Below are 16,206 nucleotides of genomic sequence, written 5' to 3'. Positions count from 1 at the left end.
CCGGCTAATAAACCGGTTTTCATAATTTAAGCGGTTTTATATAAAAAACCGACAAATTCAGATTTAAGCAACATTCACGGTCGGAATGACCAGCTCCTGATCCAGGCGCACTTCCAGTGCCACTTCATCACAAGCATGCTGACGCGGACAACGATCGCAATCTTTCATCACCTTCTCAGGCAGCAATGATTTCGATGTCGGTATAAAGCCCTGCTTCATAAAGAATTCTGGTACCCGGGTCAGGACAAAGACATTCTTAATCGCCATCTGGCTGGCCTTCTCAATCAGATACTCGACAACCGCCTTGCCCTGCCCCTGATGCTGCCAGCCGGCTTCAATACCCAGCGAGCGGATTTCAGCCAGACCTGAATCATAAACATAAAGCGAGGCACAGCCGGTTACGGTACCGTGGTGTTCGGCGACCGCAAAAGAGCCTATATCACGCACCAGTTCATTACGTTTACGCGGCAGGTTTTCACCCAGGCCAGCCCAGTAAACCACCATGCCTTCAATCGCATCGAGATCGGTGAGGCGAGCGCCACGTACTTTCACCTCGGGTGAATAACGCTTCTCTAACCGCTTCTCAACCTGACCAATCGCATAGTCAACCTGATTAGGCGCCACGCCTCCTAGCGCGCAACGCTTATCTAAGCACGACTCTATGGTCAGGATCGGGTAGACATCTTCATCAATTAGCGCAGAGAATTCTTTCATCTCATCGAGTGACAGTTCTTCTAATGCACACCCTTTGGCAATGGCGGCTACGACCGCTACTCCCACAATGTGGTGCGCCTCGCGGAATGGAATGCCTTTCGCCACCAGGTAATCCGCCAGCTCTGTGGCATTCGAATAGCCTTGCATAGCCGCTTCAAGGGTACGCTCTTTGTTGACCTGAATACCGTCAAAACAGAGTGCAGCCATTTCCATGCAGTCATTCCAGCTATCCAACGCATCAAAAAGACCTTCTTTGTCTTCCTGCATGTCTTTGTTGTAAGCCAGTGGCAACGCTTTAACGGTCATCATCATGCCCGTCATCGCCCCGTAGACCCGGCCACATTTACCACGGATAAGCTCAAGTGCATCCGGGTTTTTCTTTTGTGGCATCAGTGACGATCCTGATGTCACGGTATCTGCTAACTCAATGAAATTCGATTCACCCGAGTTGTAGAAGATTAGATCTTCTGCCATCCGTGACAGATGCAGCATCGAAATAGACGCAGTCGATAGCAATTCCATCACATGATCACGGTCAGACACTGAGTCTAAGCTGTTACGAGTCGCCCGTTGGAAACCAAGACTATGAGCCAGCACTTCACGGTCGATGGGATAAGCCGTGCCAGCCAATGCACCAGAGCCCAGAGGACAGGTATCAAGGCGATTTAACGCATCATGCAAACGAGAGTAATCACGCTCAAACATTTCAACGTAAGCCAGACACCAATGGGCAAACGTAACCGGCTGAGCCCGCTGTAAGTGGGTGTAACCAGGAAGAACTGTGGCTTGGTGTTCGCGCGCCACAGACACTAACTGGTTTTGCAATTTATCGAGCATAAGAAGAAGCTCTTGACCTTGCTGACGGCACCAGAGTTTCAGATCAGTCGCGACCTGGTCGTTACGAGAACGCCCCGTGTGTAGCTTCTTACCTAAATCACCGACTTTGCTGATTAGCTGCTGCTCAACCCAGCTGTGAATGTCTTCCGCATCAGAATGTAAAATCTGCTCCGGATCTTCCATCACTGCCAGTTTCAGCTCATTCAGCGCCAGCTCTAACCGCTGCTGCTCTTCTTCCGTCAATACATCAACCTGATGCAGTGCCTTTGACCATGCTATAGAACCAACGATGTCTTGCTCCGCCAAACGGTAATCAAAACGTAGTGAATCGTTGAACTGCTTAAACCGTGTGTCAGCTGCCTGACTAAAACGTCCGCCCCATAATGCCATGGTACTTCTCCTATGCTTCGCGACTCGACTTGCTCAATGCTTTAATGTAATTATTTTTGTTTTTTCTGTGCGTTCAAAGCACGGATACGACTTGCCAGCGAGTAAAGGCGAATGAAGCCACCTGCATGGCTGTGGTCATACACTTCATCTTCCCCGAAAGTAGCAAACTCTTCTGAGTACAAGCTGTTTAGCGAGCGCTTCTGAACCACAGTCGCCTGACCTTTATACAGTTTTACCACAACTTCGCCGCTCACATCTTTAGCAAGTTCATCAGCGGCAGCTAAGATCGATTTACACAGTGGTGTGAACCAGCGGCCGTCATAGATAAGGTGCGATGCTTTCAAACCGACAGTTTCACGGAACTCATACGATTCTTTATCCAGCACGAGTTGCTCAACGGCACGCAGTGCTTCGTTCATGATGGTGCCTCCCGGCGTTTCATAACAACCACGGGACTTAATACCAACCAGACGGTTTTCAACGATATCGATACGACCAACACCGTGCTCGGCACCTTTTTCATTCAGGTATGTCAGGGCATCAAATGGTGACATGGCTTTGCCATCAACCGCAACAACTTCGCCTTTCTCGACCAGAATTGAAACTGTTTCTGGGGTGTTTGGCGCGTCTTCCGGATCTTTCGTCCATACCCAGCATAGTTCATTAGGCTGGTTCCACGTATCTTCCAGCACACCGCCTTCGGTAGAGATGTGCCATGCATTGGCATCACGCGAATAGATTTTTTCCAATGTTGAAGTACAAGGAATATCACGCTCTGCCAGATAATCCAGCAGGGCTTCACGGCTACGCAGATCCCATTCACGCCAAGGGGCTATAACAGTAAGATGCGGAGCCAGGGCTGCGAATGCACCTTCAAAACGAACCTGGTCGTTACCTTTACCGGTACAACCATGGCACAGAGCATCAGCCCCCACTTTCAAGGCACACTCAACTTGCGCCTTGGCAATGATTGGACGCGCCATTGACGTACCCAGCAGGTATTTACCCTCATAAATCGCACCGGTTTTCAGGCTCGGGTAGATATAATCTGCCACCATCTCTTCTTTCAGATCGGCGATATAGCAAGATGATGCACCTGATGCGATTGCTTTCTCTTCGATACCTTCAAGCTCTGCTGCGCCCTGGCCGACATCGGCAACGAACGCGACAACTTCGCAGTCATAGTTCTCTTTCAGCCATGGAATGATTGCTGATGTATCCAGACCGCCGGAATAGGCTAATACGACTTTAGTTACCTTGCTCATGATGCTCTCCTCGTGCCCGTTCGACGGTCATACCGTTCAGGCTGCTTTAAAATGTTCTGAAATAAATTGTTCTAAAACTGTTTTCGTTAAAACCACGTTTCTACTGTGCTGTTGACAGTTAACGCTGGCTTTAAACTGAAAATTTTGTACCGATACTCTGGCCATCAAATAACGCTGCCAGCTTTTCGGGATAGCGCCAGGTTGCCACTTCAATCGGACGACCTAAGGCTTTTGCGGCATCAAAAGCAGCACGGACTTTTACAATCATGCCATCGGTGATCACCGCTTGGGTGATCAAGGCTTCGGCTTGCTGCTCAGTCAGGCTCGGGATCAGGTGGCCCTTGCCATCTAATACGCCGCTGACATCCGACAGCAGTACCAATTCCGCATCGAGAGCGGCAGCGACTGCAACAGCCGCCTGATCAGCATTCACATTCATCAGATCACCGTTAGCATCGAGGCCAATTGAACTGACGATAGGCAAATAGCCCGACGCCATGATTTGGCTTACCAGCGTGCAGTTGCCCGGCGCGGCTTTACCTACCGATCCCAGCTCCGGATCCAGTTCGGTGACCTGACACAGCCCGCCATCAGCCAGGCTCAAACCCACCGCCGAAACCCCTGATTTAATCGCTTGCCCTTGCAGTATTTTGTTCGCGGTTCCCGCCAATGCGCCGGCAATAAATGGGATAAGCTCTTTAGGCGTCACCCGGAGTCCTTCTTTCTTGACGGTTTCCAGTTGTAATTTCTTCATCAAATCATCAACCAGATAACCACCGCCATGTACGATCAGCAATGGGCGCTGGGAACTTTCCTGATAGTGATGAATGGCATTGAACAGCTTTTCCAGCGTTTCATCACTCGACAGTGCTGCACCGCCTAATTTAATAACCAAAGGGATCTGACTCATGGTGACGGCTCCTATACCAACGCAGTTAATTGCGGAAAGTCATTGCGAATATTTATGCACTGCATCGCCTGGCTGGATGCACCTTTCAATAAATTATCAATCGCAGATGTTAAAATAATGTGCTCACCCTGTACTTTCCAGCCAATGTCGCAGAAACAGGTATTAACAACATTCTGAATACTGGCCGTTTGCTCACCCAGTAATCTGACAGCATGGCCACCAGCAATCCCCTGATAGGCCTGAGTCATTGCCTGTGCTACCTGCTCAACCTCGACACCAGCGGCTAATTTCGCCGTAATAGTCGCCAGAATACCGCGCTTGAAGCTGCCTAAATGAGGGGTGAAAATCACTTCACTGCCGAGGTGGCTGGCAATTTCCGGCTGGTGCCGGTGACTGAACAGACCATAAGCCTGCAAACTCACCTCACAAAAACTATTGATCATTGATGCTTTACGACCGGCCCCCGACACCCCGCTCACCGCATTGATAACAGGCCATTGATTTTCATCGAGCAAGCCTGCCTCAATCAGTGGTTTAAGTGCCAACTGAGAAGCGGTTGGATAACAGCCGGGCACCGCAATTAACTGGGCATGTTTAATCGCCTTGCTGTTCCATTCTGCTAAGCCGTAAACAGCTTGTTCCAGCCATTGAGAGTGCTGATGAACAAATCCATAATACTGATTATAGAACTCATCATCCTTCACCCTGAACGCACCAGACAAATCAAACACCTGACAGCCAGCGGCCAGAAAAATCGGGGCCAGGTCATGGCTCACTTCATGGGCCGTTGCCAGTAAAACTATGTCCGCCTGCTGGGCAACCGCAGCCGGTTCGGATAAAGGCTGCAGCGGCAAATCCACAATACCTTTGAGCTGGCCATGCAGATCACTGATGGGCTTATTGGCATCCAGGCTATTGGCCGAGACAAACAGACCAGCCAGTTGAAGATGGGGATGTACGTGCACCATTTTTGCCAGCTCAGCGCCGGTATAGCCGCTGGCACCGATAATGAAGGTGTTCAACATAAGAGATTCCGTTTTATGTGCTTTGGGTTTTTGTAAAGCATTAGGTTTTGAAACAGTGCTGTTGACACAGCGAGTGATGGGGTGCACGGGAGGCACCAAGCGAATCAGACTTAGCGTCGTCGGAGGGAATTCTGATTGTTGATCTTCGCTTGGTTCATGTTAATTTTTTCCTACTTCTGGCTTAAGAGCCTGGTTGCATCATCTATCAATCTGCGCAAGAAAATACAATTAAATAATTATTCACTGTACCTGCATTTCTATTTTTACCGACTAATCCTTAAGCTGTCAACAACAGAAGCAGAAAAAAAGGCCATTTCAGGTTATTAGCTATGCTTATAAAGAACGTATTGGCAGATCTGTCACCCGTTCTACCAATACGGTTTGGAAACAAAACATGTGCCACATGACACATATTGACGAAATAAACTTTCAGGACTAAAAGCAGATTATGACCAAAATCAAGGTAGACTCGATTTATTGCCCGCAAATGTAATCACTGTTGACCTGAAAGTGGGATCGCGGATAGATTGTCAGAAGAACGTTGCAGATTGGATGTAACAAAATTACGAGATGGATATTATATGAAGGAAAAATACAGCGCGTTAAGAAGTAACGTAAGTATGCTCGGCCACATGCTGGGTAATACCATTAAGGATGCGCATGGCGAGCCACTGTTTGAGAAAGTGGAAACCATACGCCAGCTGTCTAAATCAGCTCGGGCAGGTAATGACGACGATCGCGCTAAGCTGATCGATGAATTGCAAAACCTCCCTGATGATCAGCTTCTTCCTGTTGCTCGTGCCTTCAGTCAGTTTCTTAACCTGACCAATATCGCCGAACAGTACCATACGATCTCCCGCCACTGTGAAGAACACATTTGCAGTCCGGATTCTATCGATTCACTGTTTGGTAAGCTCAACGCCAATAGCGTCAGTCAGTTTGACTCTATTCAGGCGGTACGTGATCTGAACATTGAGCTGGTACTGACGGCTCACCCGACAGAGATTGCCCGCCGCACCATGATCCACAAGCTGGTACAGATCAATAAGTGCCTGTCGAGCCTTGAGCTGAGCGAACTTTCTCACAGTGAACGCCAGCGTGTTGAGCAACGCCTAGAGCAGTTGATTGCCCAGGCATGGCACTCTGATGTCATCCGTAAACAGCGCCCGACGCCACTCGATGAAGCCAAGTGGGGTTATGCGGTGGTAGAAAACTCGCTGTGGCAAGCGGTACCTGAGTTTCTGCGTCAGTTCGACGAGAAACTGGTTCACCATCTGGGTGAAGGCCTGCCACTCGATGCCTCACCGGTAAAATTTACCTCATGGATGGGCGGAGACCGTGACGGTAACCCGTTCGTGACCTCAGAAATCACCCGAGAAGTGCTGCTGCTGTCCCGCTGGAAAGCCGCCGATCTGTACCTGGGTGATATTCAGGAACTGGTTAGCGAACTGTCAATGGTCAAATGCAATGATCAGGTCCGCGAGCTGGCCGGCGATGAGCATGAACCCTACCGTGCGATCCTGAAAGTGTTGCGCACTAAGCTGACCAATACCCGCGACGTGCTGGATGCCAAAATTCAGGGCCATAACGTTCCGGATCTTGAAACAATCACTCACGTCGATCAGCTGTGGGAACCTCTGCACGCTTGTTACCAGTCTCTGCACGCATGTGGCATGAGTATTATTGCAGACGGTCTGCTACTTGACGTTCTGCGCCGTATTAAGTGCTTCGGCGTTCATCTGGTCCGCCTTGATATCCGCCAGGAAAGCACCCGCCATTCTGATGTTATTTCAGAGCTGACCCGTTATCTGGGGATCGGTGACTACGATCAGTGGAGCGAGCAAGATAAAGTTGCTTTCCTGATCCGTGAGCTGGCGTCAAAACGTCCGCTGCTACCGCGTGACTGGCAGCCGTCAGCCGATGTACAGGAAGTCATCGATACCTGTAAAGCCGTTGCAGAACAACCTCGCGAAGCGCTGGGCGCCTATGTGATCTCAATGGCACGTACTGCTTCTGATGTATTAGCAGTGCACCTGCTGCTCAAGGAAGCAGGCTGTCCGTTCCGCATGGATGTCTGCCCGCTGTTTGAAACACTGGAAGATTTAAACAATGGCGCGGCAGTCATCAAGCAGTTGATGAACATCGACTGGTACCGTGGCTTCATTCAGAACCATCAAATGGTAATGATCGGCTATTCCGACTCGGCGAAAGATGCCGGTGTGATGGCGGCAGGCTGGGCACAGTACCGCGCAATGGAAGAGCTGGTTGATGTCTGTGAAGACGCGAGTGTTGAACTGACTCTGTTCCATGGCCGCGGCGGCTCTATCGGTCGTGGTGGCGCACCGGCACATGCTGCACTGCTCTCTCAGCCTCCTCGTAGCCTGAAAGGCGGCCTGCGTGTTACCGAGCAAGGGGAAATGATCCGCTTTAAGCTGGGCCTGCCGGACGTTGCAGTAAACAGCCTGAGCCTGTACACCAGTGCAATCCTTGAAGCGAACCTGCTACCGCCACCCGCGCCAAAACAAAACTGGCGCGATCTGATGGACGTGCTGTCTGAAGTTTCCTGCGAAGCGTACCGCAACGTGGTGCGAGGCAATGAAGAATTCGTTCCTTATTTCCGCGCCGCTACCCCAGAGTTAGAACTGGGCAAACTGCCATTGGGCTCTCGTCCGGCGAAGCGTAACCCGAACGGCGGGGTCGAAAGTTTACGTGCGATCCCTTGGATTTTTGCCTGGAGCCAGAATCGCTTGCTGCTACCGGCCTGGCTTGGTGCCGGTGAGGCGATCCAGTACTCAATCGATAAGGGCCATGCCCAGCTACTCGAAGATATGTGCCGGGAATGGCCATTCTTCTCGACCCGCCTGGGCATGCTGGAGATGGTGTACACCAAAACCAATGTCGGCATTGCGCAATATTATGATCAACGCCTGACAGAGAAGTCATTGTGGCCGCTGGGGCAGCAACTTCGCGATCAGTTGCAACAAGACATTAAAGCGGTACTGAATGTTGAAAACAACGCTCACCTGATGGAGCAGGACCCGTGGGGTGCCGAGGCCATTCGCTTGCGTAACATCTATGTTGAGCCACTCAACATGCTGCAGGCTGAATTGCTATACCGGACGCGCCAACAAGAAGAAATTTCACCGATACTGGAAGAAGCGCTGATGGTCAGTATCGCGGGTATCGCAACGGGAATGCGAAACACGGGTTAATCCGCTGCACCTAAGCAAAGTCGAATAAGGCCACCTCGCGTGGCCTTTATTTTATCCTGCCGAACCCCGATCAATTCCACCTTATCACCCAGAAATCATTTCCAAGCATTAATTTTATGCTGACGCAAAATTGAGACAAACGCCCATCAATGTCTTGCACTAGAGTAAATGATGAACCTTGTGAAAGCAGGTGATGCAAAACCGCTTGCAATGCCAATCTGGAATTATTCTCTGGATAAATGTCACAAGATAAGCAATTGACAGCCTAAGTGAATAAATTATTTACCCTGTCAGGTATCAGTATTGAGTATATTGATGATATTCTATGTGATCTCGATCAGGCAGTGCAACATGACGATTATAACAAACGCCAAAGAGCGAAAGGTAACGTCCGTTTGATTGTATTTTTTACTTTGCAGTATTTTATCGGATAGAAGAGATGTCACTACCACACGTAATTTTAACCGTGCTGAGCAATCGCGACGCAACCGGTTACGATATCACCAAAGAATTTTCACACAGCATCGGTTATTTCTGGAAAGCGAGCCACCAACAAGTGTATCGCGAACTGAATAAAATGGCCGGCAATGACCAGGTAACATGTCAGCTTGAACCTCAGGAAGGTAAACCAGACCGTAAGGTCTACACCATTACCGATCTGGGACGTCAGGCACTGTTTGAATGGTTCCAGGAACCCGCTCGCAATCCAACGATCCGCGATGAGTTCTCGGCCAAGCTACTGGTTTGCGGTGTTCATAATTCAGAGCCAATGCAAGAACAGCTTGAGGCACTCATTGAAGAGTCTCACTCGCTAATGAACAACTATGAGGAGCTGGAAAAAGTCCACTTTGCTAACTACAAAGAAATGGATCGCCAGTCTCGTCTTGACCGCCTGACCCTACGCCGCGGCATGCATAACCGCCAGGCGTGGATTAACTGGGCAGAAGAAGTTCTGGCTGAGCTGAAAGACCTGGATAGCGAAGCAAGCAAGATTGCGATCACCAAATAACCGGATGTCGTTATTTCGCTATACCAACTAAAAAAAGCCGCTCAGAGCGGCTTTTTTATTGGGATCGATAACACGATATCCCTTCGATATAACAGAATTATGCTTCTACTCCAGGCTTAACACCCAAGGTATGACAAATGGCATAAGTCAGTTCAGCCCGATTCAGGGTATAGAAGTGAAAGTCTTTTACCCCTTCGCGGCTTAGAATGCGCACCATATCGATCGCATTACTGGCACCAACCATCTGGCGGCTAAGCAGGTCGTCATCCAGGCCCTGATATTGCTTCTCTAACCAGCCTGGAATTTTAACGTTGTTCGCCAGTGCAAAACGCTTGGCTTGCGTCATGTTTGATACCGGCAGGATACCCGGCACAATTTCGACATCGATACCCGCGGCAACACAACGGTCGCGGAAACGCAGATAACTTTCAACATCAAAAAAGAACTGGGTGATAGCACGGCTCGCCCCCGCATCGACTTTACGCTTGAGGTTGATCAAGTCAGCCTGAGCACTTTTCGCTTCCGGATGCACTTCCGGGTATGCGGCCACCGAGATATCAAAATCGGCTTCCTTGCGCAGCAACTCAACCAGATCTGCGGCATACATATCAGGCTTTACGCCTTGCTGTGGCAAATCACCGCGTAATGCCACTATATCGCGGATCCCATTATTCCAGTAATCACGGGCAATGGTACGCAGCTCATCGCGGGAGGCATCAATACACGTCAGGTGAGGTGCAGCAACCAGTCCGGTTTGATCTTTAATCTCTTTAATGATGCTGTGAGTACGATCCCGTTCACCCGAGTTGGCACCATAAGTCACTGAGACAAATTTTGGCTTCAGTGTTTTCAGACGATGAATAGAATTCCATAGGGTTTCTTCCATTTTCTCACTGCTTGGCGGAAAAAATTCAAAAGAAACATTAATGTCACCATTAAGATCTGCAATATTTTGATTTAACGAATCTAAGTGACTTGCGTGAGAATACCCCATAGTCAATCCCTTCCTATTCTGGCCTGCCTTCGGCCTATTCCCCAAAAAATGTAACGTCTGAAAAAACCGTTTAGACGTCTATATGTCTACAGAATGTCTTGTAACCAATTTAATGTCAATAAAGTGATCATGAATTTTTCTCAACTTCACATTGCATAAATTTCAACATAACTTAAACACAAAAGCCCGCCATTGGCGGGCTCTTCATGGTTATTTGGTGATTAACACCGACCTTATCGCACGGAGCGATATATCAGACTAGATTTGTCACCATTTGGCATACTCTATAGCATCGCGGCCAAACGATTGATATCAGACAGCAATGCGCCGGCGGTTACATCACGGCCGGCACCGGGGCCGCGGATCACCAACGGATTATCACGATACCAGCGGCTTTCAATAGCAAAGATATTGTCGCAAGGCAGTAAGTTGGCCAGGGCATGCTCTGCAGGCAACGCTTCAACCCCCACATGCGCTTTGCCATTCTTATCCAGACGCGCAACATAGCGCAGCACTTTATCTTCTTTCTGGGCTTTGTTCAGACGCTCGAACAACAGCTCGTCAAGCTGATTGATCTGCTCAAAAAATCCATCAAGCGCCAGCTCAGCCAGCTCAGCCGGCACTAACGAGCCCACCTTCACATGCTCTGGCTCTAACGCCAGCCCTGATTCACGAGCCAGGATCACCAGCTTGCGCATCACATCGCTGCCATCGAGATCATGCCGGGGATCCGGTTCGGTTAACCCTTGCTGCCACGCCTGCTCTAACAGCTGAGAAAAAGGTTGTGAGCCATCAAACTGCTGGAACAGCCAGGATAACGTCCCTGAAAAGATCCCCGATACCGCAATAATTTCATCACCACTTTCACGTAAGTCCCGTACCGTGTGATTCACGGGCAGACCCGCACCGACGGTGGCGTTATATAACCAGTGACGGCTGGTTTTGGCAAAGGCATCCTGCACCGCATGGTAATCATCACTCGATGCAGAACCCGCTACTTTATTCGCTGAAATCAGATGCAACCCATTTTCAGCCACGCTTGGGTATTTAGCCGCCAGTTCAGCACTGGCCGTCACATCCAGCACCACCACATCATCATAAGGATTAGAGGCTAAGGTCGCGAGCAGCTCCCCGTCGGCGTACTCCACGGCTTCATCATCAAACGCGTTCAGCGCACGAGTCGGTTCAATGCCCTGAAAATCAACCCAGTGACGGCAACTGTCAGCAACACCGATTAAGGTGAAGCTCATACCATGGCGCTTCTCAAGCTGTTCTTTCTCAGCATCAAACAGCTCAAGCCAGCGGCTACCAATATTGCCTTTACCGCACAACACCAGGCCAATACGTTTCTGCGCCTGAAACAGGCTCTGATGAATACCGACAATTAAGTTTTCAGTCTCGACCTTACGCAGCACCGCAACCAGGCTAAGACCTGATTCCGCTTCTTCCATAAACTCCACTGGCAGCCTTTTCAACTGCTGATAGAAACCGTGGCAATGCACGGGGTTATTCACCACACCCGCTCCTACCGCGGCAACCATTGAGAAGCCTTCACGCAACCTCAGCTCGGCAGCAATCCCACTGTCTTGCAACAGTGCCAGTACGCCATTCACCACCTCACTTGTGTATGCCAGCAAAATACGTCCCTGATCGGCTTCAGTACTCTGTGCAAGCGGTAACAGCTGCGCACGCTGCAAGGTACGCTCCAGCTCTGCCTTTACCGGTTCAAGGTCGTGTGAGCGAGGTACGTCTAATTCAATCAGGCATATATCGTCTAACGAGGTGACAATTTTAGCACCACGCCCGGATGCCAAAATACGCTCGACCCGGGTCGAGCCGGATTCCGGCTGATGGCTGCAGCGCAAGGTTAAATCAATCGCACTCTGCGCAACAGGCTGTAACGTTCGGCTATGCAGCACGGGAGCCGCCAGACGAGCCAGTTCATTGGCTTCATCCAGGCGCAGCAGCGGCAACAAACAGGCGTCGCCGACTTTGCGCGGATCAGCACTGTATACGCCAGCCACATCACTCCAGATAGTCACCCGCGAAACCTCCGCCAAGGCACCAATCACAGTGGCAGAATAGTCAGAACCATTTCGCCCTAGCAACACCGTTTCTGCCTGTTGATTACGCGCCATAAAGCCGGTGATCACAATACGATGCAAACTGTGCTGGGCCAGTTGTTCTTTCAGCAACGGCCAGGATTGAGCGCGATCCACTTCCGGTTGAGCCACGCGCTCTGCGCGAAGAAAAATCCGCGAATCAAGGTAAGTCGCCGGCATCTCATAACTATTGAGTAAAGCAGCCAGCAAACGTGCAGACCACAGTTCACCATGGCCTAAAATCGCCGCGTATACCGGCTCTGTGATATCCGGCTCGCTCAGCTTAGCCAGCTCACTCAGATCTAAATGCAGCCGGGTTAGTAGCTCATCGGCAACAGAGCCGCTCACCAGCGCTTCGATTAACCCTTGCTGATACTGACGCAAGCTTTGCAGCGTCTCATGGGCCTGACGCCCGTCTTTGCCGAGTTGTTCAATCCACTCAATGAGCTTATTCGTTGTTTTTCCGGCCGCTGAGACCACAATCAGATCTTCAACATCAGAATATTCTCGTAAAATCGTTGCGACCCGACGATAGCAATCAGGATCGGCGAGGCTACTGCCGCCAAATTTATGTAACTGGCGATTGGCTGGCTGTGTCATCATGCTCCAACCTCCGCCGCCTGATTAAATGCCTGCTCAAGATCTGCGATAAGGTCTCGAGGATCTTCCAGGCCAACCGACAAACGTAACAGTGAAAGCTTAATACCGGCTTCGGCCTGCGCTTCATCAGACATCGCACGGTGAGTCATACTGGCTGGGTGCGCAATAAGGCTTTCCGTGCCCCCGAGAGATTCCGCCAGCGAAAAACAGTTAAGAGCCGCGACAAACACTTCCAGCTGACGTTGGCTGCCTGCCAGCTCAAAACTGAGCATTGAGCCAAAGCCCTGCTGCTGGCGAGCAGCAATATCATGACCCGGATGATCCGGTAACGCCGGGTGATAAATCTTCCCAACCAACGCCTGAGTTTGCAGATATGCCAGCACCTGGGCGGCATTTTCTTCATGCATTCTCATCCGGGGTACCAAGGTTCTTAAACCGCGCAGGGTTAAATACGCATCAAACGGCGCACCTGTTGCCCCAATGCAGTTCGCCCACCAGGCAATGTTCTCGGCTTGCTCCGCATCTTTGGAAATCAGGATCCCCCCCACCACATCAGAATGACCATTGATATATTTCGTGGTGGAGTGCACCACAAAATCAGCCCCCAATTTTATCGGTTGCTGCAAGACCGGCGATAAAAAGGTGTTATCAACCGCAACCTGCGCACCGACCTGTGCCGCTTGCTGGCACAAGGCTTCAACATCAAGCACGCGTAACAGCGGGTTTGACGGGGTTTCAACCCAGACAATTTTAGGTTTTTTCGCCAGTGCCGCGGCAAGTGCGGCCGGATCGGACTGGTCGACAAACTCAACGTTGAAATCACCTTTATTGGCACGGGTATTAAATAAACGGTAAGTTCCGCCGTAGCAGTCATGCGGGGCAACAATTAAATCATCAGGGCCTAATAGTGCAGAAACCAATAAGTTAATGGCTGCAGTGCCGCAACTGGTGACCACGCCTCCGGCACCGCCTTCCAGTTCTGACAAGGCATCGGCTAACATATTACGGGTCGGGTTACCCGAGCGGGAGTAATCGTATTGAGGAAGATCTCCGAGCTGCGGAAAACTATAGGTAGAAGTCAGATAAATAGGTGGAACGACGGCATTGTGCTGGCTGTCTGATTCAATACCGGCACGTACCGCGATGGTGGCAAACTGCTTGTCACTCATAATAACCTTCCTTGTCTCGGGCTAAGCCCTGTTCCCGAATAAAATCGCAGCAATCACATTAACCACATTTAATTGAGCCGTCAACACTTCTAGACGTCTATATGTCTTTCCTTATGGCAGTAAATCCCGCTAAAATTCGGGGATATATTTATTTGGTCCCAACATCGCTGAGAAGGTAGAACATGGCAGAGTGGAATGGCGAATACATCAGCCCATACGCGGAACACGGTAAAAAAAATGAGCAAGTTAAGAAAATTACCGTTTCGATTCCATTAAAGGTTTTAAAAATACTGACGGATGAGCGTACTCGCCGCCAGGTGAATAACCTGCGTCACGCAACAAACAGTGAACTGCTGTGCGAAGCATTCCTGCACGCTTATACCGGTCAGCCGTTACCAACCGATGACGACATCCGTAAAGATTGCCCTGATGATCTGCCAGCAGAAGCCAAAGCCCTGATGGACGAGATGGGGATCAAATACGAAGACATCAATGAATAATTGAATCGGTGCGCTATCTCTATTTACAGATGATAGACGGATATAAAAAAACCAGCCAATTGGCTAATGCCGATCAGTTAAGGATCAGTTGAACGATCCTATGAGGCTGACATAATCCGGAATCAGTTAATGATTCCGGATTTTTTTATGCAACTTTCAGATGCTCTTGCCTCCGTTTCCCTTAACAGCCGTACTGACTTTCAAAGTCTTGCTGATGTTCTCGATCCTGCTCTTATCGAACAAGGCTTGAATCAAGCTGGAGTTGCGACTATTCGTAGACGAAAACTACCGATGGAGTCCATGGTTTGGGCAGTAATCGGCATGGCTCTTTTTCGTAAATTCCCTATGCGTCAGCTACTTAATCAACTAGATATTATCCTGCCTGATGGTAAACCTTATGTTGCTTCAAGTGCAGTGACCCAAGCAAGACACAAGCTTGGAAGTGATGCTATCAGACATATTTTTGACCTGACTCAGTCTCATTGGCACGCCCAAGTTAACCACCCAACATGGTGTGGGCTGACATTGCTTGGGGTCGATGGAGTGGTATGGCGAACTCAAGATACGGAAGATAATTCTCAAAGCTTTAGTCGCACATCAAACCAGTCCGGGAAAGCTACGTATCCGCAAGTTCGTATGGTGTGTCAGATGGAGCTGACGAGCCATCTTCTTACAGCTTCCTCATTTGATAGTGTTTCAGTTAGTGAAATGGTCTTGGCTGAAGATTTGATTGAGAAAACACCAGACCACAGCTTAACTTTGTTTGATAAGGGTTTTTACTCACTAGGACTATTATCTCGATGGCGAAATACAGGTACAGCACGACACTGGCTGTTGCCTTTAAAGAAAGGAACTCAATACCAAGTCATTCGCAAGTTGGGTCGACAAGATGTATTGATTGAGCTGACTCCCAGCCGACAAGCCCAGAAGAAATTTCCAGATTTAAAAGAAACTGTTCAGGCACGTTTAGTAACAAGAACCGTTAAAGGGAAAAAAGTCGAAATATTAACGTCTATGACAGACCCTTTACGCTTTCCATCATCGGATATAGTTGATTTATATGGTCATCGGTGGGAAATCGAACTGGGTTACAGAGAGATGAAACAATACATGTTAGACAATAAGTTCACGTTACGGAGTTTGCAGCCAGAACTCGTAAGACAGGAACTTTGGGGGATCCTTCTAGCTTATAACCTCTTGAGATATAAGATGGTATTGATGGCTAGTAGTTTAAAAGGAGTCTTTCCCAATCAACTCAGTTTTCATGGGGCGGCATTGCATATTGTTCATGAGTTAACGCAGTTGCCATTTGTGACACCAGGGAACATACCGAAACAAGTAATGGTACTAGAAGAGATCGCGAAGCAGTTTATTTTACCTGCTAGAAGAGAACGAAGTTACCCTAGAGTATTGAAGTGCTCAAAAAACCGATATCCCGTTAGAAAAAACAATGCCGCTCACGTTAAGTGAACGGCATTA

At 49.4% G+C, this 16,206-nt stretch carries 11 protein-coding genes; 4 read left to right on the top strand and 7 right to left on the bottom strand.

Features of this window, described 5'->3' with window-relative positions; translation table 11 throughout:
- Positions 1-63 precede the first annotated feature (63 nt).
- From argH to argC, 4 genes are all read right to left on the bottom strand, one after another.
- Positions 64-1,941, bottom strand: coding sequence for an argininosuccinate lyase (gene argH / locus L4D76_RS20280; protein WP_428442690.1), 1,878 nt, complete (start codon positions 1,939-1,941; stop codon positions 64-66).
- A 50-nt stretch (positions 1,942-1,991) separates the two neighbouring features.
- Positions 1,992-3,206: an argininosuccinate synthase gene (locus L4D76_RS20275; RefSeq protein ID WP_428442689.1), complete on the bottom strand. Its 1,215-nt coding sequence runs from the start codon at positions 3,204-3,206 to the stop codon at positions 1,992-1,994.
- Positions 3,207-3,336: 130 nt separating this feature from the next.
- Positions 3,337-4,116: an acetylglutamate kinase gene (gene argB / locus L4D76_RS20270; RefSeq protein ID WP_428442688.1), complete on the bottom strand. Its 780-nt coding sequence runs from the start codon at positions 4,114-4,116 to the stop codon at positions 3,337-3,339.
- Positions 4,117-4,127: 11 nt separating this feature from the next.
- Positions 4,128-5,141, bottom strand: a complete 1,014-nt coding sequence (gene argC, locus L4D76_RS20265) for an N-acetyl-gamma-glutamyl-phosphate reductase (RefSeq protein WP_428442687.1) — start codon at positions 5,139-5,141, stop codon at positions 4,128-4,130.
- A 581-nt stretch (positions 5,142-5,722) separates the two neighbouring features.
- On the opposite strand from argC, the gene ppc reads away from it, so the two are divergent.
- A complete protein-coding gene (gene ppc / locus L4D76_RS20260; RefSeq protein ID WP_428442686.1) occupies positions 5,723-8,353 on the top strand; it encodes a phosphoenolpyruvate carboxylase in 2,631 nt (876 codons plus the stop codon).
- A gap of 439 nt (positions 8,354-8,792) precedes the next feature.
- Positions 8,793-9,362: a PadR family transcriptional regulator gene (locus L4D76_RS20255; protein WP_428442685.1), complete on the top strand. Its 570-nt coding sequence runs from the start codon at positions 8,793-8,795 to the stop codon at positions 9,360-9,362.
- 97 nt (positions 9,363-9,459) lie between these two features.
- On the opposite strand, the gene metF is transcribed toward L4D76_RS20255, so the two are convergent.
- From metF to L4D76_RS20240, 3 genes are all read right to left on the bottom strand, one after another.
- Positions 9,460-10,356 carry a methylenetetrahydrofolate reductase gene (metF, locus tag L4D76_RS20250; protein WP_428442684.1) on the bottom strand — a complete coding sequence of 299 codons (897 nt, stop codon included), beginning with the start codon at positions 10,354-10,356 and terminating at the stop codon, positions 9,460-9,462.
- 284 nt (positions 10,357-10,640) lie between these two features.
- A complete protein-coding gene (locus tag L4D76_RS20245) occupies positions 10,641-13,058 on the bottom strand; it encodes a bifunctional aspartate kinase/homoserine dehydrogenase II (RefSeq protein ID WP_428442727.1) in 2,418 nt (805 codons plus the stop codon).
- A complete protein-coding gene (locus L4D76_RS20240) occupies positions 13,058-14,227 on the bottom strand; it encodes an O-succinylhomoserine (thiol)-lyase (protein ID WP_428442683.1) in 1,170 nt (389 codons plus the stop codon). Before L4D76_RS20240 ends, L4D76_RS20245 begins: the two co-directional genes overlap by 1 nt.
- Positions 14,228-14,409: 182 nt before the next feature.
- Between L4D76_RS20240 and metJ the strand changes: the two genes are divergently transcribed.
- Positions 14,410-14,727, top strand: a complete 318-nt coding sequence (gene metJ / locus L4D76_RS20235; protein ID WP_107283464.1) for a met regulon transcriptional regulator MetJ — start codon at positions 14,410-14,412, stop codon at positions 14,725-14,727.
- 147 nt (positions 14,728-14,874) lie between these two features.
- Positions 14,875-16,197, top strand: coding sequence for an IS4 family transposase (locus L4D76_RS20230; protein WP_428442726.1), 1,323 nt, complete (start codon positions 14,875-14,877; stop codon positions 16,195-16,197).
- Positions 16,198-16,206 lie beyond the last annotated feature (9 nt).

The sequence above is a fragment of the Photobacterium sagamiensis genome, assembly GCF_050337085.1.
Taxonomy (GTDB): Bacteria; Pseudomonadota; Gammaproteobacteria; order Enterobacterales; family Vibrionaceae; genus Photobacterium; species Photobacterium sagamiensis.
The sequence above is the reverse complement of the archived record's forward strand: the minus strand, read 5'-3'. Positions and strand labels throughout refer to the sequence as shown.

Coding starts and splice junctions, on each gene's coding strand:
- argH (WP_428442690.1), bottom strand. CDS start 1,941: ATGGCATTATGGGGCGGACGTTTTAGTCAGGCAGCTGACACACGGTTT.
- L4D76_RS20275 (WP_428442689.1), bottom strand. CDS start 3,206: ATGAGCAAGGTAACTAAAGTCGTATTAGCCTATTCCGGCGGTCTGGAT.
- argB (WP_428442688.1), bottom strand. CDS start 4,116: ATGAGTCAGATCCCTTTGGTTATTAAATTAGGCGGTGCAGCACTGTCG.
- argC (WP_428442687.1), bottom strand. CDS start 5,141: ATGTTGAACACCTTCATTATCGGTGCCAGCGGCTATACCGGCGCTGAG.
- ppc (WP_428442686.1), top strand. CDS start 5,723: ATGAAGGAAAAATACAGCGCGTTAAGAAGTAACGTAAGTATGCTCGGC.
- L4D76_RS20255 (WP_428442685.1), top strand. CDS start 8,793: ATGTCACTACCACACGTAATTTTAACCGTGCTGAGCAATCGCGACGCA.
- metF (WP_428442684.1), bottom strand. CDS start 10,356: ATGGGGTATTCTCACGCAAGTCACTTAGATTCGTTAAATCAAAATATT.
- L4D76_RS20245 (WP_428442727.1), bottom strand. CDS start 13,058: ATGACACAGCCAGCCAATCGCCAGTTACATAAATTTGGCGGCAGTAGC.
- L4D76_RS20240 (WP_428442683.1), bottom strand. CDS start 14,227: ATGAGTGACAAGCAGTTTGCCACCATCGCGGTACGTGCCGGTATTGAA.
- metJ (WP_107283464.1), top strand. CDS start 14,410: ATGGCAGAGTGGAATGGCGAATACATCAGCCCATACGCGGAACACGGT.
- L4D76_RS20230 (WP_428442726.1), top strand. CDS start 14,875: ATGCAACTTTCAGATGCTCTTGCCTCCGTTTCCCTTAACAGCCGTACT.